This is a genomic window from Chitinophaga sp. 22620 (assembly GCF_052044405.1).
Lineage (GTDB): Bacteria > Bacteroidota > Bacteroidia > Chitinophagales > Chitinophagaceae > Chitinophaga.
Genome location: NZ_JBQEMV010000004.1, coordinates 228,616 through 252,064 on the forward strand (window position 1 = coordinate 228,616; position 23,449 = coordinate 252,064).

18 protein-coding genes and 1 tRNA gene are annotated in these 23,449 nt (G+C 53.8%); 11 read left to right on the plus strand and 8 right to left on the minus strand.

Annotated features, from left to right (window positions below; all coding sequences use genetic code 11):
- Positions 1-113 precede the first annotated feature (113 nt).
- From ACTJIK_RS20300 to ACTJIK_RS20320, 5 genes are all read left to right on the plus strand, one after another.
- Positions 114-1,196, plus strand: coding sequence for a FecR family protein (locus ACTJIK_RS20300; protein ID WP_440649365.1), 1,083 nt, complete (start codon positions 114-116; stop codon positions 1,194-1,196).
- A 193-nt stretch (positions 1,197-1,389) separates the two neighbouring features.
- Positions 1,390-4,776: a SusC/RagA family TonB-linked outer membrane protein gene (locus ACTJIK_RS20305; protein WP_440649366.1), complete on the plus strand. Its 3,387-nt coding sequence runs from the start codon at positions 1,390-1,392 to the stop codon at positions 4,774-4,776.
- A gap of 10 nt (positions 4,777-4,786) precedes the next feature.
- Positions 4,787-6,715 carry a RagB/SusD family nutrient uptake outer membrane protein gene (locus ACTJIK_RS20310; RefSeq protein WP_440649367.1) on the plus strand — a complete coding sequence of 643 codons (1,929 nt, stop codon included), beginning with the start codon at positions 4,787-4,789 and terminating at the stop codon, positions 6,713-6,715.
- Positions 6,716-6,732: 17 nt separating this feature from the next.
- Positions 6,733-7,905: a DUF5000 domain-containing lipoprotein gene (locus tag ACTJIK_RS20315; protein ID WP_440649368.1), complete on the plus strand. Its 1,173-nt coding sequence runs from the start codon at positions 6,733-6,735 to the stop codon at positions 7,903-7,905.
- A gap of 24 nt (positions 7,906-7,929) precedes the next feature.
- Positions 7,930-9,036 (plus strand): DUF4998 domain-containing protein, encoded by a 1,107-nt coding sequence (locus ACTJIK_RS20320; RefSeq protein WP_440649369.1) that lies wholly within the window; start codon positions 7,930-7,932, stop codon positions 9,034-9,036.
- A 214-nt stretch (positions 9,037-9,250) separates the two neighbouring features.
- Here the strand turns inward: ACTJIK_RS20320 and rsgA are convergent, their stop codons facing one another.
- From rsgA to ACTJIK_RS20350, 6 genes are all read right to left on the minus strand, one after another.
- A complete protein-coding gene (gene rsgA / locus ACTJIK_RS20325; protein ID WP_440649370.1) occupies positions 9,251-10,312 on the minus strand; it encodes a ribosome small subunit-dependent GTPase A in 1,062 nt (353 codons plus the stop codon).
- 277 nt (positions 10,313-10,589) lie between these two features.
- Positions 10,590-10,673 (minus strand) — tRNA-Leu (locus ACTJIK_RS20330).
- Positions 10,674-10,815: 142 nt separating this feature from the next.
- Positions 10,816-11,628, minus strand: a complete 813-nt coding sequence (locus ACTJIK_RS20335) for a 2,3,4,5-tetrahydropyridine-2,6-dicarboxylate N-succinyltransferase (RefSeq protein ID WP_440649371.1) — start codon at positions 11,626-11,628, stop codon at positions 10,816-10,818.
- A 54-nt stretch (positions 11,629-11,682) separates the two neighbouring features.
- A complete protein-coding gene (locus ACTJIK_RS20340; RefSeq protein WP_440649372.1) occupies positions 11,683-12,672 on the minus strand; it encodes an MvdC/MvdD family ATP grasp protein in 990 nt (329 codons plus the stop codon).
- Complete coding sequence (locus ACTJIK_RS20345) at positions 12,665-13,627, minus strand: MvdC/MvdD family ATP grasp protein (RefSeq protein ID WP_440649373.1); 963 nt, start codon at positions 13,625-13,627, stop codon at positions 12,665-12,667. Before ACTJIK_RS20345 ends, ACTJIK_RS20340 begins: the two co-directional genes overlap by 8 nt.
- Before the next feature lie 70 nt (positions 13,628-13,697).
- Positions 13,698-13,880, minus strand: coding sequence for a microviridin/marinostatin family tricyclic proteinase inhibitor (locus ACTJIK_RS20350; protein WP_440649374.1), 183 nt, complete (start codon positions 13,878-13,880; stop codon positions 13,698-13,700).
- 227 nt (positions 13,881-14,107) lie between these two features.
- Here ACTJIK_RS20350 and ACTJIK_RS20355 point away from each other — a divergent pair, with 227 nt between their 5' ends.
- The 5 genes from ACTJIK_RS20355 (at position 14,108) to miaA (ending at position 18,906) form a co-directional block, all read left to right on the plus strand.
- On the plus strand, positions 14,108-15,232 hold the full coding sequence (locus tag ACTJIK_RS20355; RefSeq protein WP_440649375.1) for a glycosyltransferase family 4 protein: 1,125 nt from the start codon (positions 14,108-14,110) through the stop codon (positions 15,230-15,232).
- A gap of 2 nt (positions 15,233-15,234) precedes the next feature.
- The gene (locus ACTJIK_RS20360) at positions 15,235-15,807 is read left to right on the plus strand and encodes an L-threonylcarbamoyladenylate synthase (RefSeq protein ID WP_440649376.1); all 573 of its coding nucleotides are present in this window, start codon (positions 15,235-15,237) and stop codon (positions 15,805-15,807) included.
- A 32-nt stretch (positions 15,808-15,839) separates the two neighbouring features.
- A complete protein-coding gene (locus ACTJIK_RS20365) occupies positions 15,840-17,258 on the plus strand; it encodes a CCA tRNA nucleotidyltransferase (protein ID WP_440649377.1) in 1,419 nt (472 codons plus the stop codon).
- Between the two features lie 35 nt (positions 17,259-17,293).
- Positions 17,294-17,869, plus strand: a complete 576-nt coding sequence (locus ACTJIK_RS20370) for an IS1096 element passenger TnpR family protein (protein WP_440649378.1) — start codon at positions 17,294-17,296, stop codon at positions 17,867-17,869.
- 131 nt (positions 17,870-18,000) lie between these two features.
- Positions 18,001-18,906, plus strand: coding sequence for a tRNA (adenosine(37)-N6)-dimethylallyltransferase MiaA (gene miaA, locus ACTJIK_RS20375; RefSeq protein WP_440649379.1), 906 nt, complete (start codon positions 18,001-18,003; stop codon positions 18,904-18,906).
- Positions 18,907-18,956: 50 nt separating this feature from the next.
- On the opposite strand, the gene ACTJIK_RS20380 is transcribed toward miaA, so the two are convergent.
- On the minus strand, positions 18,957-20,531 hold the full coding sequence (locus ACTJIK_RS20380) for an OmpP1/FadL family transporter (RefSeq protein WP_440649380.1): 1,575 nt from the start codon (positions 20,529-20,531) through the stop codon (positions 18,957-18,959).
- A gap of 95 nt (positions 20,532-20,626) precedes the next feature.
- A complete protein-coding gene (locus tag ACTJIK_RS20385) occupies positions 20,627-21,649 on the minus strand; it encodes a hypothetical protein (protein ID WP_440649381.1) in 1,023 nt (340 codons plus the stop codon).
- A 322-nt stretch (positions 21,650-21,971) separates the two neighbouring features.
- Here ACTJIK_RS20385 and proS point away from each other — a divergent pair, with 322 nt between their 5' ends.
- Positions 21,972-23,447, plus strand: coding sequence for a proline--tRNA ligase (gene proS / locus ACTJIK_RS20390; RefSeq protein ID WP_440649382.1), 1,476 nt, complete (start codon positions 21,972-21,974; stop codon positions 23,445-23,447).
- The last annotated feature ends 2 nt before the right edge of the window (positions 23,448-23,449 follow it).

The following is a 23,449-nucleotide window of genomic DNA, read 5'->3' on the forward strand; positions in this document are numbered from 1 at the left end:
CCAGATGCCCGGTACCCGGGTTTTTTCCGGGAATTCCGGAATTTTTTTTTTGTGCGACTACGTAAATCGGCCTGTCCGGTTGTCATACAAAAGAAGAACTTATCGTCAAGGCCATGCATAGAAGCCGTTTAATTGAATTGCTCGCAAAAAAGAAAGCAGGGAGCATTTCCCTCAAAGAACAATTTGAATTGTCGAAATGGCTGCAGGGAAACGAGGACGACAAGGATCTTGCCGGCAGGATAGACGAATTGTTCGGCCTGGAATATGGGCCGGAACGGACGGATGAAGACCGGAAGGGCAGGGAGAAAAGCTGGAACCGCATCGTGAGGTCCATGCATTCGGAAAACGGCGGCGGGCCGCCTGTGCCGAAGGTACGCCGGATCTTTACATGGCGCCGCATTATCCCGTTGTCGGTCGCTTCCGTTGTTCTGCTGTGCGTGGCGGGAACCTGGTATTGGCATTCCGTCGGGAAAGAGGCCCGGACGCGCCAGAATATCGTCGGGACTGAAAAAGGGTCGCGCTCCAAACTGACATTGCCCGACGGGTCGCGGGTTTGGCTGAACGGCGACAGCCGCATCTCCTACGGCGCCAGTTTCGGCAAAAACAGCCGGGAACTGACCCTCACTGGAGAAGCGTATTTCGACGTGGCGGGAGACCCTAACCACCCGATGATCATCAGGACGGCCACCGTCACCATCAAGGTGCTGGGAACCGCCTTCAACGTACGTGCCTACCCCGAGGAAAAGACGACCGCCACAACGCTGGTGAAGGGGAAAGTACAGGTTTCTGTCAACCACAAAAAACAACTGAGCTATATGCTGTCGCCGGACGAAAAACTCATTGTGAGTAACGATTCCGGCCTGCCCGAAGAAATGAATGATAAGCGCCCGAAAGAGGGAAAACTCCAGGAAAATATAACCAAAATCAAAATAATAAAAACAGACTCTATTCCTGCCGAAGCGCAATGGATCAAAAACAAACTGGTCTTTCTCAACCAACCGCTCCATGAAGTAGCCAATATTTTATCGAGCTGGTATGGCGTGAGCGTTATCGTGCAGGGAGATGCCGACATGAAAGCCCGGCGTTATACGGGCATTTTCGAAAACCAAAATATCCAAAGCGTTATGGAATCACTGCAGGTAGCCGGCGGTTTCAATTACAAAATGAAGAACGACACAATTTTGATAGCGCCTTAAACCAAATTCACGTTGCATATGATTAGTTAACGATCCCAGATTTATGCTGAAATCGGAGGGCCTCCACGTGCCCTGCTGTAAACAATCAACAAACTTCGGCCGAGCAATGCCGGTTGATTTTCAATCGAATTTTTAAGATATGATGAACACGTACCGCTATAGCCGAGGCTATATGTTTAAGCAATTGGTTGCAATGAAAATTTTATTTTTTCTTGCGCTTTTTACCGGGTCTTCCTTGTTGGCGAACGACCTTGCGGGGCAGGACAAAATTACCCTGAAATTCAGCGGTGCGCCCTTCGAGCGTGTTCTGCGGACAATCCAGGCGCAGAGCAGGTATTCCTTCGTGTTTCAGTCCGAGGCGATTCCGCCGGGCACTGAGATCAACATTAATACCAAAGATGCGTCCATCGATTCCGTAATGACCCAGCTGCTCCGGAACACGCAGCTGTCTTACAAAAAACTGGAGAACAACGTCATCGTCATCCTGAACCGGCAGGCGCCGGAGGTCCGCACGTCCACGCAGCCGCCGGTCTCCGTCAAAGGGGTGGTGAAAGACAAGGCGGGCGGCCTGATGCCGCATGTATCCGTTTACATCAAAGGAACGCAGACCGGCACGATGACCAACGAAAAAGGAGAGTTCACGATCAAGGCTAACCAGTACGACAGCCTCGTTTTTTCATTCGTGGGCTATAAGCCGCAGACGGTTTTCATCAGCGACAGCCGTACACTGATCATCGTACTGGACGCACAGGAGGGCAGCCTGAACGAAGTAGCGGTGGTGGGATATTCCCGTCAGAAAAAATCCAGCATGGTGGCTTCCGTGACCACCATCAAACCGGGCGAGCTGCGGATACCCAGCAGTAACCTCACTAACGCCCTGGCCGGACGCCTGGCCGGCGTGGTCGCCTACCAGCGAAGCGGGGAACCCGGGCAGGACAATACCGCCTTCTTCATACGGGGCATCACTTCTTTCGGCGCCTCCGCCAAAAAGGACCCGCTCATCCTCATCGATGGCATTGAGCTGAACACCAGCGACCTGGCCCGGCTGAACCCGGACGATATCGCCAGCTTCAGCATCATGAAGGATGCGCTTGCCACCGCCCTCTATGGCGCAAGGGGCGCCAATGGCGTTATCCTCGTTACCACCAAGGAAGGGAAGGAAGGAAAGATGAACGTGGATGTGCGTATCGAGAACTCCTTCTCCATGCCCACCGAACGGATCAAGACCGCCGACCCTGTCACCTTCATGAAAATGCACAACGAATCGGTGAAGACCCGCGACCCCATCGGCCAGACGCTTTACACCGACGAGAAGATCACCTTCACCGAAATGGGGCTGCACCGGGACATTTATCCCGCTACAGACTGGCAGGAAGCCATGTTCAAAGACGTGGCGGTCAACAACCGGATCAACCTCAGCTTCACCGGCGGCGGGAGCGTGGCCAGGTATTATGTGGCGGGCGCCGTAACCAGGGATAAAGGGAATATGCGCGTCGACCAAAAAAATGATTTCAATTCGAACATCGACCTCTACAAATATTCCATCCGCTCCAACGTCAACATCAACCTGACGAAGACCACCGAAATGTCCACCCGGTTCGTGGCGAATTTCGACGACTACACCGGTCCTATAGACGGAGGCTCGTCTATGTACCGGAAAGTGATGCAGGCGAACCCGGTGCGCTTTAAGCCTTATTACCAGCCCGACTCCGCGTTCTCCTATGCAAAACACATCCTGTTCGGGAACTTCGAAACGGGAAACTACCTCAACCCTTACGCCGAAGCGCTGCGCGGCTACCGCGACTATAGCCGGAGCAACATGCTTACTACAGTGGAGCTGAAACAAAACCTGGATCAATTCGTAAAAGGCCTGATGATGCGGGCCCTGGTGAACTTCGACCGGCGGTCTGAGTACCAGATCTCCCGCGCCTACGTACCTTTTTACTACAATATTTCCGCCTTCGACCTGAAGGACGATTCTTACCGGCTCGTACGGCTCAATCCCAGGACCGGCCGCGAAACGCTGGACTATGACGCCAACAATACCAGCCGCACCATTTCCAACAGTTTTTATTTCGAAGGCGCAAGCCAGTATAACAATAATTTCGGCAAGAACACGGTGAGCGGCCTGCTGGTGTTCACCGCGCGCCAGTTCAAGCAGGGCGCACCCAACACGATCCAGCTTTCGCTGCCTACCCGCAACCTCAGCCTGTCCGGCCGTTTTTCGTATAACTACGACTCCCGGTATCTTGCGGAGTTCGCGTTTGGATACAACGCGTCGGAACGGTTTTCCAGGGATAACCGCTGGGGCTTTTTCCCTTCTTTCGGCGCGGGCTGGGTGATTTCCAACGAGCCGTTCTTCGAATCCCTTACTTCCACCTTCCGCCAGCTGAAGATCCGGGGTTCTTACGGTATTGCCGGGAACGAAGCGATCGGCAGCGCGTCGGAACGTTTCTTCTATCTTTCCGAAGTGGACCTCAATGCGCCTTACAATGTGAACTGGGGGATCAATATGAACGAGAACCCTGGCGGTATCAATGTGAGCCGGTACGCGAACGACCAGATAGGATGGGAACGCTCTTATAAATCCAACCTGGTGCTGGAGTTTAACCTCGTCAACGGCCTTTCGTCCATTATAGAAGTGTATAAAGAAAGAAGGAAGAACATCCTGCAGGACAGGATCATCCCCGCCACCATGGGCATTCTGCCCGCGGTGAAAGCCAATCTTGGCGAAGCTGAAGGCAAAGGCATCGACATCGAGCTGAACTACGACAAGAGCTTTGGTAAAAACCTGCAGCTCACTGGCCGCGGCACCTTCACCTACAGCACCAGCAGGGTCATCAAATGGGAGGAGCCGGATTATGGCGCCAACCGCTGGCTGTCGCGCGTGGGCACCAACCTCGGGCAAACATGGGGGCTGATCGCAGAAAGGCTCTTCGTGGATGAAGCCGAAGTGAAGAACTCCCCCAAGCAGGAATTCGGCAATTATATCGGGGGCGACATCAAATACCGCGACATCAATGGCGACGGCAAAGTAGACAACCTCGACTTCGTTCCTATCGGCCATCCAACCACTCCGGAGATCATCTATGGCTTCGGTTTGTCTGTAGCCTGGAAACAGCTCGACTTCAACTTCTTTTTCCAGGGCCTGGCCAGGGAATCTTTCTGGCTCAACCAGGACAATGTGACGCCGTTCATCGACGGGGACAACGACGATGGCAGGGTAGGGCAGAATGCCGTGATGCAGGTCATTGCAGACGACTACTGGTCTGAGTCCGACCGGGATCCTTACGCATTCTGGCCCCGGCTCGCCAACTACCGGATCGATAACAACCGGCAGCACAGCACCTGGTTCATGCAGAACGGCGCCTTCCTGCGGCTGAAGTCTGTAGACGTCGGTTACACCTTTCCCAAAGACTGGCTGAAAAGATATAAAGTGAGCAACCTGCGGATCTATGCCAGCGGTTCAAACCTGGCGCTGTGGAGCGCGTTCAAGCTCTGGGACGCCGAAATGGCGGGCTCCGGGTTCGATTACCCCCTGCAGAAAGTGTATAACGTAGGAATTAACATTGGCCTGTAAAAGATCATTTATGAAGAAAGTATTTTTTAAGATAGCTGTCTTTTGCAGCGTTTTAACGGGAGCGGTCTCCTGCAACAAATTCCTCGACGTAGTGCCCGATAACATCCCGACGATCGAGAACGCTTTTTCGGACCGGTACAACGCCATGAAATTCCTGGCGACCTGTTATTGGGGCATTCCCAAATCGGCCGGCTGGAATGAAAATCCCGCGATGCTCGGCGCCATGGAGCTGATCTTCAACCGCGACCGCCGTACCCAGGGCGGCATGCAGTTCGCCCTCGGGGAAAACAGCGCGGTGCTGGCCATCACCAATTACTGGAGCTCCGGCGGCACCATGGTACGCTCGCTCTACGCCGGTATGCGCGATTGCAACACCTTCCTGGAAAATATAGACGGTGTGCAGGACATCAACCAGTACGAAAAAGCGCGGATGAAGGCGGAGGTCAAGCTGATCAAGGCTTACCTGAATTTTTACCTGATCCAGTATTACGGCCCCATCACGCCGCTCAGGAAAAATACCCCGCTGACCGAATCCACTTCCGGCATCCGCGTGTACCGCGAAACGATCGACGAATGTTTCAAGTACGTGCTGGAGCTCCTGGACGAGGTGATAAAGTCCGATGCATTGCCGCTGATCATCGAAGGCAAAAGCACAGAGCTGGGCCGGTTCTCGCGCCCTGTGGCCTATTTTCTAAAAGCCAAGGTGCTCATGTACTGGGCCAGCCCGCTTTTCAACGGCAACAGCGATTATAGCGGGTTTAAAAACCATGAAGGCGTTCCCTTCTTCAACCAGCAATTCGCCGCCTCGCGGTGGGACAGTGCCGTCAGCGCCTGCAGAGCGGCGATAGATGTCTGCCGGTCTGCAGGCCACCGTTTGTATACGCCTGCAGACTTCAGGGCTGTGAACAGCAAGAATATTTCCGATACCACTTTACTCATCAATACCCTCCGGAGCGCAGTTACCCAGCGCTGGAACCCTGAGATCGTCTGGGCGAACTCTTCCTACCCGGCCAACTGGGACTACCAGATCACGGCCCTCGCGCGGATGGAAGCCGGCACGTCCACGCCTTCCGGCAATACCGGGATACTGAGTGTGCCTTTGTCTACCGTAGAGTTGTTCTATTCCAATAACGGCGTGCCCATCAACGAAGACGTGTCGTATCCCTACGCCAGCCGGTACAATATCCGGGTGGGAGACGAGGCGCACAACCTGTTCATCGCCTCCGGTGAAAAAACGGCCGCGCTCAACTTCGATCGTGAAATGCGTTTCTATTCCACATTCGGTTTCGACCGGGGCCGCTGGTATGGCAACTTCTACAAGCCGGTAGACGAAAAGGACATCCCTTTCCCCAAAAACCGTTTCGGCGAGTATTCCTCCGTGTTCAACCCCGGCGAATACAATGCCACCGGGTACTGGCCGAAGAAGCTGGTTTCCATGAACACTACCTGGCGCGACGCCAACAGCGTTTCCGAAGAAAGTTATCCTTATCCCGAAATGCGTTTTGCGGACCTGCTGCTCCTCTTCGCGGAAGCGCTTAACGAAACGAAGGGCGCGCCTGACGCAGAAGTATACCAGTACATCGATTCAGTACGGGCCCGTGCCGGTCTGAAGGGTGTGCTCGAAAGCTGGAGGCAGTATTCCAACCAGCCCGGCAAGCCGCTGTCTAAGGAAGGTATGCGGCAGATCATCCAGCAGGAAAGAAAGATAGAGCTTGCAGCCGAAGGCGTTTACATGTGGGACAGCAACCGCTGGAAAACAGCCATGAAGGAAAGGAACCGCCCCATCCAGGGATGGAATGTTAACGGCAGGGAAGCGGAAGATTACTATTCCGTTACGACGGTATATTTCCAGCGCTTCACCTACAGGGATTATTTCGCGCCGATCCCGCAGACAGAATTGATTAAAAATCCCCTGCTCATCCAAAATCCCGGGTGGTAAGGTCAAAATATCAGGTTATGAAAAAATTGTTTTTACTGGTCATCGTTTTTACAGGCGCAATGCAGGCCTGTACCAAAAAGACAAATGAACCGATCTCGCCTGCCACCGGGAAACCGGATCAGGTAACGGAAGTAGCGGTGACGAACTTGCCAGGCGGCGCCACGATCACCTACCGTATTCCCAAACAGGCGGAAGTGATCAGCGTGAAAGCCGTATACACGCTGTCTACCGGGAAGCAGTACGAGTCCGTTTCGTCCATGTACTCCAATAAGGTGACCGTTATGGGCTTCAACGATGAAAACGAGCACGAGGTGCTGCTGTATACGGTCAACCGGGCACAGGAAGTGTCTGACCCGGTGAAGTGCACGATTAAGCCGATGAAATCGCCGCTCAGGCTGACGGCTGCCACTGTGCAGATCCAGAGCGATTTTGGCGGGGCGCGTTTCAGCTGGATGAACGAGCTCAAATCGCCGCTCGCTTTTGAGATGTACACGCCGGATTCCCTGGGGCGTATGACCCTGGTCCGCATCATCAGCTCGCAGATTGAGGAAGGCATTCAGGCCCTGCGCGGCTATCCGCCGGTATCGCGGGTGTTCGGGCTGGTAGTGAAAGACAACTTCGGCAACCGCTCCGATACCATCTTCCCGCCGGGCCGGCAACTCACGCCGCTGTTCGAGGAACGCCTTCCGAAGGCCGCCATGAAGATCATGAAGCTGGGCAACGACCAGAACTTCACCAACTGGGAAGGTTCGGACCAGAAGATGATCGACGACGACCTGACCTCCTTCGGCCATTCGCCATCTTCCTCGATGCCCGCACCCTTTACGCTTGACCTGGGGGTAACGGCGAAAGTGAGCCGCATCGTACTTTTTCAGCGTAAGTTCAGCGACAGCTATTATAATTGGGGCAATCCCAGGCAGTTCGACGTCTATGTGAAAGTGACCACGCCTTCGCAAAGCGGCGACTGGAGCGAATGGAAGAAGATCATGGAAACGGAGATCATCAAACCTTCCGGCAATGGCAGTACGGTTACGGACGACGACCTCCGCGCAGGCGAAAACGGGCACGAATTCACCTTCGACCTTTCCCAGGAACCGGTACGATATATCCGCATCGTTGTCCGCTCCACCTGGGGAAGCACCACGTTTACCCATCCGGCGGAAATCGACGTATACGGCGAACGGAAATAAACATCAACCTAAACTGACAAGCACATGAAATATATACTGCATGTTTTCTCGTACCTGTGCATCCTGACGGTGGTTGCCTCATGCGATAAATTCACGGATGTTCACAAGGAATACATAAAAGGCGGGGAAATTATTTATGCCGTGAAACCGGATTCAGTGGTCTTCATCGCCGGTAAGGAAAGGCTGATGATGCGGCTGTGGATGGAAAACGCACAGAACATCAAAGAGGTGATCGTATCCTGGAACGGCGGGCAGGACTCTATGATCCTGCCGCTGGCGTTGAAGCCCGGCAGGGACAGCATCGAGGTGCTGCTCAACGGGCTCGGGGAAAAATCCTATTCTTTTAACATATACACCATGGATAATTTCGGGCACCGTTCGCTTACCTACACGCAGTTCGGTTCCACCTATGGCCCTACTTACGCCGCATCCCTTCAGAACCGCCGGATCAAGGCCATCTCGTTGTCGGAAACCGCCGGATCGATCGAATGGTTTGCACCCGCGGAAGGCATGATCCTGAATGAAGTGAAGTTTGTCAACCGCCGCGGAACCGACACTACCGTACGTTTCCCCGCGGCATCGTTCAGCTTCGGGATCGACGCTCCGGGTAGTACTGAGTTCCATTACCGTTCGCTGTACATTCCTGAGCCGGAGTCCATCGACACCTTCGCCACGGCCTGGGCAACGGATAAGCTGCCTGATTTTTACTCGATCGACCGTGCGGACTGGGAAGTGCTGTCAGTGTCTGATGAAAAGGCCAGCGATGGCGGCGGCAAAGGCACATTGGTGGATGGAGACCTGGGTACATACTGGCATTCCCAGTGGGGGCCTGACCTTCCTTCCCCGCACTGGGCCATCATCGACATGGCTGCGGTGAAGAACATCGCCTATTTCAGCATTTACAGGCGCGGTGGCAATACGGATGCGAAAACCGTACAGTTTTACCTTGGTGACAGCAGCGACCCCAACGGCACATGGGCTTTGGCGGGTGAAGGCGTTTTTGGATCCGGGGATATGCTGAACGTCGACAATGCAACCAAAGTGACCGGGAGGTACCTGAAAATTTACCTGCCCGACAGTAACCGGCCGCCGTTCATCAGCGTGGCGGAGGTTTACGCATATGGAAAGTAATACAAACGGATAACCGGCAATAAAAAAGGTAGCTCTTTAGGGCTACCTTTTTGTTGGTTGCATGTGGCGATGGGTGACTCACTTTCTAAAACCAGAAGATTGTGGAAGTTTTTGGGAAAATGATACAGAAGCCTGGTGTCGGCCAGTTCTGCTTGATCCTGATGAGAGCGGCCTGTGTACTCACAGGCCGCTTTGTTCTCATTAATCACCGGTTTTAATACTTACTGTTTTTGCGGTGCCTGAATACCTGCTTAGCCATTTTAGTGAACTGCTTTTCATTTCGCTTCTTATCCGCTTCGCTGGCTTGGAAATGGTATTGCTCCCGCAATAGTTTCAGGTAGCTGCGGTATACCAGCTCAGGCAATGTACCGTTGTGGACAGCTGCTATGATGGCGCAATCGGGCTCATGCTGATGGGTGCAATCGCCAAACCGGCATTGCGGTGCCAGTTCATCTATCAGCGGGTGGTGTACGCCTTCACTTCCGCTCTCTCCCGTAATGCCGAACTCGCGCATTCCCGGCGCGTCGATGATCATGCTGCCATTGGGAAGCATGATGAGATGCCTGGCGGTAGTGGTATGTTTTCCCTTGCTGTTAGCAGTGCTGGTAGCGCCTTCTTCCTGTAGCCTGTAACCCAGCAGGCTGTTGAGCAGTGTGCTTTTGCCTACGCCTGACGATCCCAGCAGGATGTAAGTGTGCCGGGGCAGGAGGTATTGACTCGTCCACTCTTCTTGCTGCGTCTGATTCAGCGCACTGGTGAGCACCACCGGGCAATGGTATCCCAGTTCCTGTACCTCATGCCGGTAAGTTTCCGGATCGGGTATGAGGTCTGCCTTATTTAGAATGACGACAGGCTGAATATTGCACTGCACGACCTGCTGCAGGTAACGTTGCAAACGCATAAGATTGTAGTCACGGTCGAGCCCCTGCACGATAAACGCCGCATCGATGTTGGCAGCAAGCACCTGCCGCGTGCTTTGCGTACCTGGTGCTTTGCGGCTGAGTTCGTTGATGCGCGGCAGTGTATCGATGATGATGCCCTCCTCATCGTAACGTTTCACCAGCACCCAATCGCCTACTTTGGGATAGGCTTCCGGTTCGCGGCTATTGATAAGTGCGCCGGCGAGTTGTGCTTCCACGCTGCCTGTTCCGGTGATCAGCAGATGTTTAAATCCTTGAATGGACAGGACTCTCGCAGCTTCGAGGTTCTGAGATGTGTTTATTTCGAAATGACGCATAAAATGTTCATTCCATCCGTACGACTGTAGTGCCGACATGGTATAACAATTCTGTCTTGCGTATGCGGATAAGCATAGCAAGCCGGTTTCAATAAATTAATTGATGACTTTCAACGCAGGTAGCCGGGGAGTATTAAAGCGGGAATGCTTTGTGGGCCTGCGTTAGGCGACAATGATCGACTGGAGGTAATATGGTGATTGGTGTGTCATGAGGCACAAAGGTAATAAAATATTGAGTTATGGCCGGAGCCAATTTCACGGGTTTGCTTAAAATGAAAGTGGACAAACCAGAAGTATTCCGATTTGTCCACTAAGGTGCCCAGAACTGGATTCGAACCAGCACACCGTTGCCGGCGCTGCGACCTGAACACAGTGCGTCTACCAATTTCGCCATCTGGGCATCTTTTTCCGTGTTAGGGATTGCAAAAGTACGTACTTTCTGATTATTTCCAAATTCCGGCGATACTTTTTTCGGCAAAAAACTGCCGTAAAAAAATGAAAGCCGCGCATAACACGGCTTTCAAAAATATATTGGAAAATATTTATACGGCAATGTTGAACTCGCGCAGGGTGTCGTTCAGGCTCGTCTTCAGGTCTGTGCTGGCTTTACGCTGACCGATGATCAGGGCGCAGCTCACCTGGTATTCGCCCGCCGGGAATTTCTTGGCATAAGTACCGGGTATCACCACGCTGCGCGCCGGCACACGGCCTTTGTACTCAACCGGCTCAGGGCCGCTCACGTCGATGATCTTGGTAGATTGCGTCAGCACCACGTTGGCGCCCAGTACCGCTTCTTTCTCTACATGCACGCCTTCTACCACAATGCAGCGGGAACCTACGAACACGCCATCTTCAATGATCACCGGGCTGGCCTGCAAAGGCTCCAGTACGCCGCCGATGCCCACGCCGCCGCTCAGGTGCACGTGCTTGCCGATCTGCGCGCAGGAACCCACCGTAGCCCAGGTATCCACCATCGTGCCCTCATCTACATATGCGCCGATATTTACATAAGAAGGCATCAGGATGGCGCCTTTGGCGATAAATGCGCCATAACGGGCCACCGCATGGGGCACCACGCGCACGCCCAGCTCCTTATAGTTGGTCTTGAGCTTCATTTTGTCATAGAACTCAAAAGGAGGCAGCTCCATGGTTTCCATCGGCTGTATCGCGAAATACATCAGGATGGCCTGTTTTACCCATTCGTTCACTTTCCATCCGTTCTCTCCCGGTTCCGCTACACGGAGTTTTCCTTTATCCACGGCCTCAATCACTGCTCTCACGGCATCGGAATACTGTGTTTGCTGTAACAGGCTGCGGTCATTCCATGCAGCCAGTATTTGTTGCTGTACGTCCATTGTCTAATAATTAATTTCCGCAAAAATAATATAATACCGCACAGTTGTTCTCCCTTATTCTCTTCTTTCTGCCTGTTGCAGCAACACCGCCGCCAGCTGCCGGGAAATGGAATGCCCGCAAAGCCTGTCCAGCCAGAAGAATTCCCCCGCCGCATTCAGTTCCAGGAAATAATATTTTCCCTCGGGCGTAAGTATCAGGTCTATGGCGCCGTAATTAAGGCCGTAAACGTCCATCATCTTCAAAAGCCCGGCGCTTACTGCCTCCGGCAGGGTAAAGGGCCTCCAATCCTCTACCAGCGCGGCGCCTTCCTTGCGCCAGTCGGTCTGCGCTTCGGGCAGCTGCTGACTGTCTATCGAAAAAGCGAATATTTCTTTTCCCACCACCGTTACCCGCAGCTCCAGCGCCTTGGGCAGCTTTTCCTGGAAGGTCATGGGGCAGTAGGTGAGCTGTTGCAGCTGTTCAAGGTGATTGTCGCTGATCTCGCTGGTAAACACCACGTGTTCGCGCCCTTCGCGGTAAATCGCGAAAGAGCTCTGCATTTTCGCAACAATGGGCTTCCCGGAGGCTTTCATAAACGCCTGCAGCTTTTCGGGGGAATTGGTGATGCACGTGGCCGGCACTTCCAGCCCGCAGCCCGCCGCGATCCGCAGCTGTTCTTCTTTACTGTCCAGCCGGCGGTATACACTGTAACGTTCCAGCTGGAAGCAGGGCAGCCCTTCGAGCATGCCGAACAGCGTGCGCCGCACCTCGCCGATGGAAGAGGGGAGGAACTCCTTGTCCAGCACAGTTTCCAGGCCCTTGCCGATGTTGTAGCTCCGGCGGTACCATACTGCTGTAATATCATCCAGGGAGTGGCTGCCGTTCTCGTCTTCCAGCCAAAGCTGCCAGCGGCCGCCGGCATATTGGGTGGTGAGCCGGGCGGCCATGGGGTAGCGGTCCACATCGAACCGGATGCTTTCGCCGCCGAGGTTTTTGATATGCTGCATAACGGAGGTCAGCGCTTCGTTGTCCGCCGTATGGGTAATGATCAGGACTTTATTCATGGGTGATGCGGTTGACGAGCTTTTCCGCTATGGTGGCGGATATCGGGAAGCCGAGGTATTTTTCCAGCATGCCCCATTCGCCCTGTGGGTTTACTTCCAGGAATACATATTCGCCATCGGGTTGAAGGATCATGTCTATGGCGCCGAATTGCAGGCCCAGCAAGCGCATCATCTCGTCTATCTTTTCTTCGATATGTCCGGGCAGCTCGTGCGCTTCCCATTGAATGAGGGTCGTGCTGCCGGTCCGCCAGTCGGTCAGCTCGGGCGCGCGCAGGCTGCCGGTATAAAAATCGCCGTCGATATACACAACGCGCAGCTCGCGGTCTTTGGGGATATATTCCTGAAGGATCATCGGGCAGGCGGAAAGCGACTCCAGCATGGGCACGTCCTCTTTGCGGAGGCGGGTGGTAGGGAAGAACTCGCCGCGGCCATCCATGGTCTTGGACAGTGCGCCATGCAGCTTCACCACTACTTCGCCCTGGTGGTCGTCGTAAAACCGGATCGCATCTTCGGCGTGATTGCTGAAAAGCGTTTGGGGAACATGCAGCCCGGTGGCCTGTGCGGCGGAAAGCTGCAGCAGTTTGTTGCCGCCCACGGCATGGTCCAGGTCCAGCCGGTTGATCCAGGGCACGTCCAGCGCGTCGAGGAATATATTGAGGGAAGTGTTGTATTCTTTGAGGAATGCGGGAACATAAGCAGGGTCCAGCGAAGGAGGCACCTGCAATGCCCAGAGCTTGCGGTACCACACACCCTGTATGTCCTGCGCGTCTATCACCTGGCTGCCGCATTGCAGCTGGTATCGAGGGCCTGAAGTAGTTAGCCGGTAGCGCAGGCGGTAACGGGTACCGAATTCATCTGAATTAAAACGGAAAGCGGTATAACCCAACTGGTGCAGCCGCTGCTGCACAAGGTCAATGGTGTAGGTATCCTGCGAATGCGTAATGCAAAGAATCATGAAGCGGGCAAATAAAAACAAGCAACGGCCGGAGCCATTGCTTGCAATGATGAATGAATGTTGGTGGAATTTATAACAGCCACCATTCCTCGTCCCCGTCAGAAGGATATTTATGCGTCTGATCGGGAACATCGGCCAGCTTGCTGGTCCAGTTATTTTCGATTGTCTGTAGTTGTTTGGGAAGCGCGATCTTTTGCTGCGACTCAAGGAATTGTGCAAAGAACGGCTTTAGTACCTGTTCATTGGGCTTCATACTTGTTAACGTTTTTGGTTTAAATGGAAGAAATATGGTTACGGCTTACTTCGGGTTGCATACAGTGTTAATTTTAGAAATTTGAAAGTAAATCACAACACACGATACAGGAAGAAATTGTCCGATGCTAAAGTTCCCGTGATTATAAGCGGACAATTAAATTAGCATTTTTACAGGAATTAAAAAAATCAAATTCAGTATTTTGCCCGCGAATCAAACTATTTGCTTTGAACATCGGTTTCGACGCTAAGCGGGCCTTTCAGAACCGCACTGGCCTGGGAAATTACAGCCGTACCCTCGTGACGTCGCTGGCGGCGTATTATCCGCAGCATCATTATTTCCTGTTCGCCCCCAAATCCAAACCGCTTTTCAAGCCGGCCGCGGGCATGCGCACCGTTCTGCCCCAAAAGCCGCATCACCGCTGGCTGAAGCCGGTATGGCGCAGCCGCTGGGTGGTGAACGATCTCCGGCATCATCACATCAACATTTACCACGGGCTCAGCGCCGAGCTGCCTTTCGGCATCCACAACAGCGGGGTCAAAAGCGTGGTCACCATGCACGACCTGATCTTTGAGCGCTACCCGAAACAATACAATCCCATCGACGTATACACGTACCGCCGCAAGGCTGTGTACGCCTGCCGCGAAGCCAGCCGCGTGATCGCCATCAGCGGGCAGACCAAAGCGGACCTCATGGAGTTCTACCGCGTGCCGGAAGAGCGCATCAGCGTGTGTTACCAGGGCTGCGACCCATCCTTTCAGCGGCAGCACACGGCGGACGATGTGAAGCAAATGAAAACGAAGTACATGCTGCCGCAGGATTACTTCCTGTACGTGGGCTCCGTTATAGAACGGAAGAACCTGATGGGCATCGCGCAGGCCCTCCGGTCCCTGAAAGGCAAGCTGGACCTTCCTTTGGTGGTGCTTGGCGATGGTACCGGCTATAAAAAGGAAGTGAAGGAATACCTCCGCAAGGAAGGCCTGGAACAGCAGGTGATCTGGCTCAACGAAACGCATAAATTCGCATTTGCGGACCTGCCCGCCCTTTACCAGGGCGCATTGGCGCTGCTGTACCCTTCCATGTTCGAAGGTTTCGGCATTCCCATCCTGGAAGCCCTCTGGAGCCGCACGCCCGTTATTACATCCAACGGCAGCTGTTTTGCTGAAACCGGCGGCAACGCCGCGCTCTACGTGGATCCCTTCCAGCCCGCGGCCATTGCCAATGCGATGGAACAGGTAGTGGCAGATGAAGTGCTCAGGGCCGACATGCAGCAGAAAGGCATTCTCCACGCGCAGCTTTTCACACTGGATAAATGCGCTGCCGCAGTGATGAACGTGTATGAAAACATTTAAGCATGACGGAATTTGAAGACGATATCACCCAAAGCCTTGCCGCGCTTCGCAACGGCGGCATCATACTTTACCCCACCGATACTATCTGGGGCGTTGGCTGCGACGCTACGGACGAGCAGGCCGTAAAGCGCATCTACGCGCTCAAACAGCGCAGCGAAGCCAAAAGTCTCGTAATACTTATGGCCGATGTAAAAGACCTGGTGCGGTACCTCGCGCATCCGCCTCCCGATATTGAGCAAACGCTCAGAACATTCACCCGGCCCACCACCGTCATCTACGAAGGCGCGCTGCACCTGGCGCCCAGCGTCGTGAACCAGGACGGGTCCATTGCCATCCGCATTGTACAGGACGAATTTTGCAGGCATCTTATCAAACGGCTGCGCAAGCCGCTCGTGTCCACCTCTGCCAACCTGAGCGGGGAGCCTTCACCTGCCGTTTTCAGCGAGGTGAGCGAAGCCATCAGGCAGGGAGTGGACTATACCGTGAAGTACCGGCAGCAGGACGCTACGCCTGCCCAGCCTTCGCGTATTGTGCGCATCGGGAAAGATGGCGCACTGGAAATCATCCGTAATTGAGTACTTTTGCGCCTTAAACAAGTAGAAAGTATATGCAGATTCCCTGTACAGCACGGGAAAAGGAGTTGTTCGGAAGCGTGGCACAGGCGGCGCGCCAGATTGGCGTACCCTGTTATCTCATTGGCGGTTTTGTGAGGGATAAACTGCTGAACCGCAGTACCAAAGACATGGATATCGTTTGCGTGGGCGATGGCATCGCGCTCGCGCACCGGGTGGCTTCACTGCTCGACCCGGCCATTAAAGTCAACTATTTCAAGACCTACGGCACTGCCCAGATCAGGTTTAAAGATATTGAAATTGAATTCGTTGGCGCCCGCAAGGAAAGCTACAGCGAAAACAGCCGCAACCCCGAAGTGGCGCCCGGCACGCTGGAAGACGATCAGCTGCGCCGCGATTTTACCATCAACGCACTGGCAATCAGCCTCAACGAAGCCGATTACGGCCGGCTGCTCGATCCTTTCAACGGGCAGCAGGACCTGGCGGACAAGATCATCCGCACCCCGCTGGACCCCGCCCGCACATTCAGCGACGATCCCCTGCGTATGATGCGGGGCATCCGCTTTGCGTCGCAGCTGCATTTTAAGATACACCCTGAAACCTTCCAGGCTATTAAAGACAATGCGGAACGTATTAAGATCATCACCCAGGAGCGGATCACGGATGAGTTCAACAAGATCATGCTGTCGTCCAAACCCTCCATCGGCCTCGATCTGCTGTACCAGGGCGGCCTGCTGAAAATTATTTTCCCGCAGATGGTGGACCTCGTGGGCGTTGAAACCGTGGAAGGCAAAGGGCATAAAGATAATTTTTACCACACCCTGCAGGTGATCGACAATATTTCCCGCCATACCCGCGACCTCTGGCTGCGCTGGGCCGCCCTCATGCACGACATCGGCAAGCCCGCCACCAAACGCTTCGAAGAAGGCCATGGCTGGACCTTTCATGGTCACGATGCGGTAGGCGGCAAAATGGTGCCGCGTATTTTTGCGCGCCTCAAGCTGCCGCAGCACGAAAGCATGCGGCTGGTGAAAAAGCTGGTGGAACTGCATCTGCGGCCTATCAGCCTCACGAAGGAAAATATAACGGATTCGGCTATACGCCGCCTGCTGTTCGATGCGGGTGAGGACCTGGATGCGCTGATGATGCTGTGTGAAGCGGACATCACCTCCAAGAACAAGGCCAAAGTGAAACGTTACCTGGAGAATTTCGAGCTGGTGCGCGAGCGCCTGAAGGAAGTGGAGGAAAGCGACCGCATCCGCAACTGGCAGCCGCCTATTACCGGCGAAATGATCATGGAAACGTTCAATCTGAAGCCGGGAAGGGTAGTGGGAGACCTCAAAAACGCCATCCGGGAAGCCATACTGGACGGGGAGATACCCAATTCTTTCGACGCAGCATACCAGTATATGTTGCAGAAAGCCAAAGAACTAGACTTGACCCCTGTTAAATAATTTGGTATTTTTGCCTTACGCTTAATGTAATTCATATGCCGGTATTGAAGTTCCGAGTTTACTGGGAGGAAGATGAGAGTGTCTACAGAGACATTGCGGTAAAGCCTAGCCAGAATTTTTTGCAGTTCCATCAAGCCATATTAACCGCATATGAGTTTGACTCCAAGCATAAGGCTACTTTTTTCCGTAGCAACGATAACTGGCAGAGAGGCCGCGAGATCCTCCTCGAAAAAGACGCCCAGCCCCGTAAAGTGGAGCCGCTGCTGATGTCGGACACGCCTATCGGCGCCATGGTAAGAGATCCTAACCAGAAATTCATCTATCTCTACGACTACGCCAAAAACTGGACATTCCTTGTGGAGTTGATCAGTGTGGCCAAAGAGGAGAATACCAAGCTGAACTATCCGGTCTGCGTGCGCAAGGAAGGCCTGGCGCCCAGCCAGTACGGCACCAAGGGGCTCATTGGCGACAAACTCGTGGAAATGGAAGAAAAATATGACCTGAACCGCGAAGGGATGTCTGAAGACGGTTTTGGCGAAGAAGGGGAAGAAACCGAAGGGGAAGACGACGGCCTGGAAGAGACCGGCGGCGAAGAAGAGACCATGTTCTAAAACCACCGCCTGTACCGGGTTCCGGCCCGGTTACTGTTATAAAATAAGTCCAAACATCAGCATCTGCTGAATGGAAAGCTGCCCTGAATAAATTCAATCCGGCATTTTTTCCAAACGATGCCTGCTTTCATATGAAAAATACGGTTGTGGTACTCGCCGGGCCTACCGCAGTAGGTAAAACGGCTATGGCTATACGCTTGGCAGAACGGCTGGGAACCGAGATCATCTCTGCGGATTCCCGCCAGTGCTACCGCGAGCTGACCATCGGCACCGCAAAGCCCGATAGTGCTGAATTGCAGGCTGTGCCGCACTATTTCATCAACTCACATTCTATTACGGAAGAAGTGAATGCCGCCATGTATGAGCAGCTTGCGCTGGGGTATGCGGACGAGATCTTTTCCCGCCAGCCTTTCGCCATCGTCACCGGTGGCACCGGGCTTTATATCCGCGCTTTCCTGGAAGGGATGGACCAGATGCCGGCCATCCCGGAAGAGGTCCGGCAGTCGCTGCGTGATGAATACGAGCAGAAAGGCCTGCCATGGCTGCAGGAAACGTTGCAGCGGAAAGATCCCGGCTTTTACGCCAACGCCGAAATACACAATCCCCACCGCCTCCTCCGCGCCCTGGAAGTGCTTGAAGCCACAGGGCGGTCTATCGCCGCCTTCCGTTCCGGCAGGCAGCAGCAGCGTGATTTTAAGGTGATCAAAATAGGTTTGCAGTTGCCGAAAGAGCTGCTGCACCAGAATATTCACCTGCGCGTGGACCGCATGATGGCCGCCGGCCTCGTGGATGAAGTGCGCAGCGTGGAAGCCTTCCGCAGCCACAACGCGCTCCAGACCGTCGGTTACTCTGAGATCTTCGATCACTTCGACGGCAAAATAACGCTCCCGGAAGCCATAGACGGGATCAAGACCCACACCCGCCAATACGCCAAACGCCAGCTCACCTGGTTCCGCCGCGACGCTGCCATGCAGTGGTTCGACGCGCGGGAAGGAGATGCCATCGAAACCGCTGTGATGCAGCAATTGAAGGCATAAAAAAAGGAAGAGCCAAGCCCTTCCTCCTTTTGTATCCGGAATTTATATGATCAGAACTTGAAACCTACGGTCATCACCACGTTCCCGCCCTTCAGGTCCGCTGAAGCCGCAGAAACGGGCATTTCGCTGAGGGTGTAGGGAACGTAAATATCTTCCGTGGGAAGCGTATGAATATAAGTCAGGTCGGCAAAGAAGCCCCTGTTGCGGTACCCAACGCCGCCGCTCACTTTTTTGATGCTCGCGTCCACATCAGAATAGTCGGAGTTGTACGGGTTGCCGTAGTAGGAGAAACCGGCCCTCACTGCAAATACGTTGAACTTCATTTCACCGCCGAGACGCAGGTTCACCGCGCCTTTGTATGAGTTGTCTATTACGTTGTTCAGCCGGTCTGCGATCTGCTGGTCTTCGGCCGCTCCCTTGTTGTATTTGAATTTCGTGCCGCCGTAGTTGACATATTCCACATCCGCGGTAATAAAACCATGCTGCTGCTTCACATCCGCACTGGTGCCGAAAATATAGGATACGCTGGCCATGGCCCTGGAAGGAGTGCGCAGGCTGTATTCATATTCTACCGGGAAACCATCCGTCACATTGTTCTCCGTAGTCACATAACGCTCCGACTGGCCGTCCGCAGGCAGGTTTTCGGTGTTCAGCAACAGGCTGGCCGTAGAAGCGTCGCGCATATTGTACCAGGTAGGCGTATGGTATGCAAGACCCAGGCGGAGGCTGGGCATGGGCGCATAAATGATACCCAGCTTGGAATTGAAGCCCACCGCATCCGTTGTGAGGTTCTCGGTATGTTCGAAGAAGGAAAAGTCGTTATCGTTGTCGTTGGACAGGTCGTCTTCAGCGAAAGTTCTGGTGCGCTCGTAGTGGATAGTGGGGAAGTTCACAGAGATCCCCATGTAGAACTGATCGTTGAAATTGCCGCCGAAGCCGAGAGAAAACTCGTCGAGGCCGCCTTTTTCCTTCACAACGTCCTGCTGGTCGATGCCCCCGGGATTGGTGGGATTCACGACGGTATAATAATTCGTCGGGTTACCATCGGGATCACGGTCGCTGTTCAGCAAAAAGCCCCAGTAACCAAGGCTGGCGCCGAGGGGATATGCATATTCGGCATCATCCAGGCTAACCGGGTTTCCGCCATTGTTCAGCGTTTCCACCCAGCGGTCTGAATAGCTGGTGGTGTTGTTCACGCCGGCGATATAAGTTTTGTTATTGAAATTCGCCATCCTGCTGTAATCCAGCGAAAAGGCGAAGTTTTTCCACAGCGAGTTCGGGTTGCGCCGGTTGGGCAGGCCGAAAACAATACCGGCGTTGCTGAGCAGGGCGCCGCTTTTGTCTGCATCCGTGGCGCTTCCCATGTAGTTATAGTTGTTGTTGCGGAAGTAAAAACCGGGCGAAATGTTCACTTCACTCGTTTTGAAAAAGCCGAGGCCTGCCGGGTTCACATGGGTGGCGGAGATATCGCCTCCAAGGGAACCCGCCGCGCCGCCGATGGCCTGTGTACGGGCCGAGCCCGCCGGGGCGAGGCGGCTGTACCGCAGGGCATCCCCTTCATCCTGCGCCATGACCTGGCTGGATACACCTATGGCTATCAAAAGAAATGCGATCCTTTTATTCATCTTAATAAGTCTGGTGAAAAATATTGCGAGAGCAAATATAAGAATTAACAATCACGTATTATGCAGTGATAATACGTGATTGTTAAGATATGATCTTACCTGCCGCCTCTGGGACGGAATGTCCTGGATGGCGTGCTGGACGGTGAGCTGGGTGCGGGCGAGCTTCTCTGCGGTTCGGGCGCCCTGTAAACAGGTTCTGAACGTTGAGGAGTGCTCCTTTCGTAATTACGTTCGTAAGTTCTGCTGGAACGTTCCGGCTGCGGCCTGCTGTTGCTGGGCTGGGTCACCGGGCGTTCGGTAGCGGAACGCTGGAACACTCTTCTCGGAGAATTACTATTATTGGCGTTGCTTGTACGTCCGCCGTTGTTGTTATAGTTTCCTGCGGGCACTTCGGTACCGTTGCCGTTGAAGCTCCTGCGGGGAACTGAACGGCCCTGGGTGTTCGGTCTCGGAGTAGTGTAGCTGTCGCGGGAATTGAACACACGGGAACTGGAAGAACCTCTCGGGCCCCAGGAGTTGGAAGGACGGGTGTAATAACCGCCGCCGCCATGCCATCCGCCGCCGGGATAATACCCGCCGGGGTAGCCTCCGTACCAGCCTCCGCCGTACCATCCGCTGCCATACCAGCCATGGCCGCCGTACCATCCGCCGTAAGACGGACCATACCAGCCATTATAGCGCCAGGGGTTGTAACCCCAGCCGCCGCCCCAGCCCAGACCGATCGTCAGGGAAGGGCCCCAGTACGAACCATACCACGGAGAGCCGAAGCCACCGCCGTAGTAATTGCTCATATACGGACTGCCATAAAAACTGTCGAAGTAATAACCATCCCAGTAGCTGCCATTATAGCCCCTGCTGAAACGGTCAATACGGCGCGCGTAATCATAACGCTCGTCGTCTTCGTCCTCATAGGTCACATAGGTGTCGCCATTGTCATCGTACGTTTCTTCTACATTGGATGCGGATTGCGTATTTCTGGCAGTGTTGCTGGCATACACAGTTCGTTGTGTCACCGGAGAGTGGTAAACATCATCCGGCGTCTGTGCGGTTTGATATGCGGTAGAGCAGCTGCTGAACACAAGCAGGGCGGCTACTGCACTATATATCATAGGTTTCATCTGATGATATTTGATTAACAATGTAAATTTACTCAATTTAAACGAAATTTATCGTTAAAGGGTTACACCACAAAGCGTTTTATTATCTTCGCACACCCGGTTGACGGGGTTTGCTGTTTTCAACGTAGGTTTGTGTCGTTTCCGTTTATTAATAGAACAAATATTACGCCAATAAATTGTGCTGGAACCCCTGTAAATAAAGGGTTTCTGGTGAATGGCAACTGTAACGGATGAACGGAAAAGACCTCCCGCTAAACGATTGTTTTGCAGGTACTTGAAAATTCAACTTACCCGGGGAAAACGGAAAAAGAAAAAGTCTAATATGAGTAAAGAGATTACTAGCCGGTCACAGGATTATGCGCAATGGTACAATGACCTTGTTCTGAAAGGCGGTCTGGCCGACTATTCTGCCGTGCGCGGTTGCATGGTGATCAAACCCTACGGTTTTGCCCTCTGGGAAAATATGCGCGACGTGCTGGACGCCAAATTCAAAGAAACAGGCCACCAGAACGCTTATTTCCCCCTTTTTATCCCTAAAAGTTTTCTCAGCAAAGAAGCCGCCCACGTGGAAGGTTTCGCCAAAGAATGCGCCGTGGTGACCCACTACCGCCTTAAAAACGATCCCAACGGCGGCGGCGTGGTGGTAGACCCGGAAGCCAAGCTCGAAGAAGAACTGATCGTTCGCCCCACCTCGGAAACGATCATCTGGAATACTTACAAGGACTGGATCCAGTCCTACCGCGACCTGCCCCTGCTCATCAACCAGTGGGCCAACGTTGTGCGCTGGGAAATGCGCACCCGCCTTTTCCTCCGTACCGCCGAATTCCTCTGGCAGGAAGGGCACACCGCCCACGCCACCGCAGAGGAAGCCATCGCCGAAACCCGGCAGATGCTGGATGTGTACGCCGATTTCGCGGAAAACTACATGGCAATGCCCGTCATCAAAGGCGTAAAATCACCCTCCGAACGCTTTGCAGGCGCGGTAGATACCTACTGCATCGAAGCGCTCATGCAGGATGGTAAAGCCCTCCAGGCAGGCACTTCCCACTTCCTGGGGCAGAACTTTGCCAAAGCATTCGACGTGCAGTTCTCCAACAAAGAGAACAAGCTGGAATACGTCTGGGCCACCTCCTGGGGCGTATCCACCCGCCTCGTGGGCGCGCTCGTAATGGCGCACAGCGACGACGACGGGCTCATCCTTCCCCCCCGCATCGCTCCCCTCCAGGTAGTGATCGTGCCTATCTACAAAGGAAATGACCAGAAAGGCCTGATAGACGAAAAAGTACAGGGCATCGTGAAGGAACTGAAAGCAGCAGGCATCCGGGTAAAATACGACGACTCCGACAATTCCCGCCCCGGCTGGAAATTCGCGGAATATGAATTGAAAGGCGTGCCCGTACGCCTCGCCATAGGCGCCCGCGACCTCGAAAACAATGTGGCCGAGGTAGCGCGCAGAGACACCAAAACAAAATCCAGCGTATCGCTCGACGGCATCGCACAGCATATTATTGCGCTGCTGGAAGAGATACAGCAGGGAATGTTCAACAAAGCGAAAGCATACCGCGAAGAACATATCACGCCGGCAAACACCTGGGAAGAATTTGAAAAGCTGCTGGACGAAAAGGGCGGGTTCATTTCCGCTCACTGGGACGGTACCGAGGAAACGGAAGCAGCCATCAAAGAACGCACCAAGGCAACGATCCGCTGTATTCCCCTGGACAATCCCCAGGAAGCAGGCAGCTGCATCCTGACAGGTAAACCTTCCAGGGAAAGGGTATTGTTTGCAAGAGCGTATTAATC

Bases quoted from the DNA above. Each gene is read 5' to 3' on its own strand.
- ACTJIK_RS20300 (WP_440649365.1), top strand. From the start codon at position 114: ATGCATAGAAGCCGTTTAATTGAATTGCTCGCAAAAAAGAAAGCAGGG.
- ACTJIK_RS20305 (WP_440649366.1), top strand. From the start codon at position 1,390: ATGAAAATTTTATTTTTTCTTGCGCTTTTTACCGGGTCTTCCTTGTTG.
- ACTJIK_RS20310 (WP_440649367.1), top strand. From the start codon at position 4,787: ATGAAGAAAGTATTTTTTAAGATAGCTGTCTTTTGCAGCGTTTTAACG.
- ACTJIK_RS20315 (WP_440649368.1), top strand. From the start codon at position 6,733: ATGAAAAAATTGTTTTTACTGGTCATCGTTTTTACAGGCGCAATGCAG.
- ACTJIK_RS20320 (WP_440649369.1), top strand. From the start codon at position 7,930: ATGAAATATATACTGCATGTTTTCTCGTACCTGTGCATCCTGACGGTG.
- rsgA (WP_440649370.1), bottom strand. From the start codon at position 10,312: ATGTCGGCACTACAGTCGTACGGATGGAATGAACATTTTATGCGTCAT.
- ACTJIK_RS20335 (WP_440649371.1), bottom strand. From the start codon at position 11,628: ATGGACGTACAGCAACAAATACTGGCTGCATGGAATGACCGCAGCCTG.
- ACTJIK_RS20340 (WP_440649372.1), bottom strand. From the start codon at position 12,672: ATGAATAAAGTCCTGATCATTACCCATACGGCGGACAACGAAGCGCTG.
- ACTJIK_RS20345 (WP_440649373.1), bottom strand. From the start codon at position 13,627: ATGATTCTTTGCATTACGCATTCGCAGGATACCTACACCATTGACCTT.
- ACTJIK_RS20350 (WP_440649374.1), bottom strand. From the start codon at position 13,880: ATGAAGCCCAATGAACAGGTACTAAAGCCGTTCTTTGCACAATTCCTT.
- ACTJIK_RS20360 (WP_440649376.1), top strand. From the start codon at position 15,235: ATGACGGAATTTGAAGACGATATCACCCAAAGCCTTGCCGCGCTTCGC.
- ACTJIK_RS20365 (WP_440649377.1), top strand. From the start codon at position 15,840: ATGCAGATTCCCTGTACAGCACGGGAAAAGGAGTTGTTCGGAAGCGTG.
- ACTJIK_RS20370 (WP_440649378.1), top strand. From the start codon at position 17,294: ATGCCGGTATTGAAGTTCCGAGTTTACTGGGAGGAAGATGAGAGTGTC.
- miaA (WP_440649379.1), top strand. From the start codon at position 18,001: ATGAAAAATACGGTTGTGGTACTCGCCGGGCCTACCGCAGTAGGTAAA.
- ACTJIK_RS20380 (WP_440649380.1), bottom strand. From the start codon at position 20,531: ATGAATAAAAGGATCGCATTTCTTTTGATAGCCATAGGTGTATCCAGC.
- ACTJIK_RS20385 (WP_440649381.1), bottom strand. From the start codon at position 21,649: ATGAAACCTATGATATATAGTGCAGTAGCCGCCCTGCTTGTGTTCAGC.
- proS (WP_440649382.1), top strand. From the start codon at position 21,972: ATGAGTAAAGAGATTACTAGCCGGTCACAGGATTATGCGCAATGGTAC.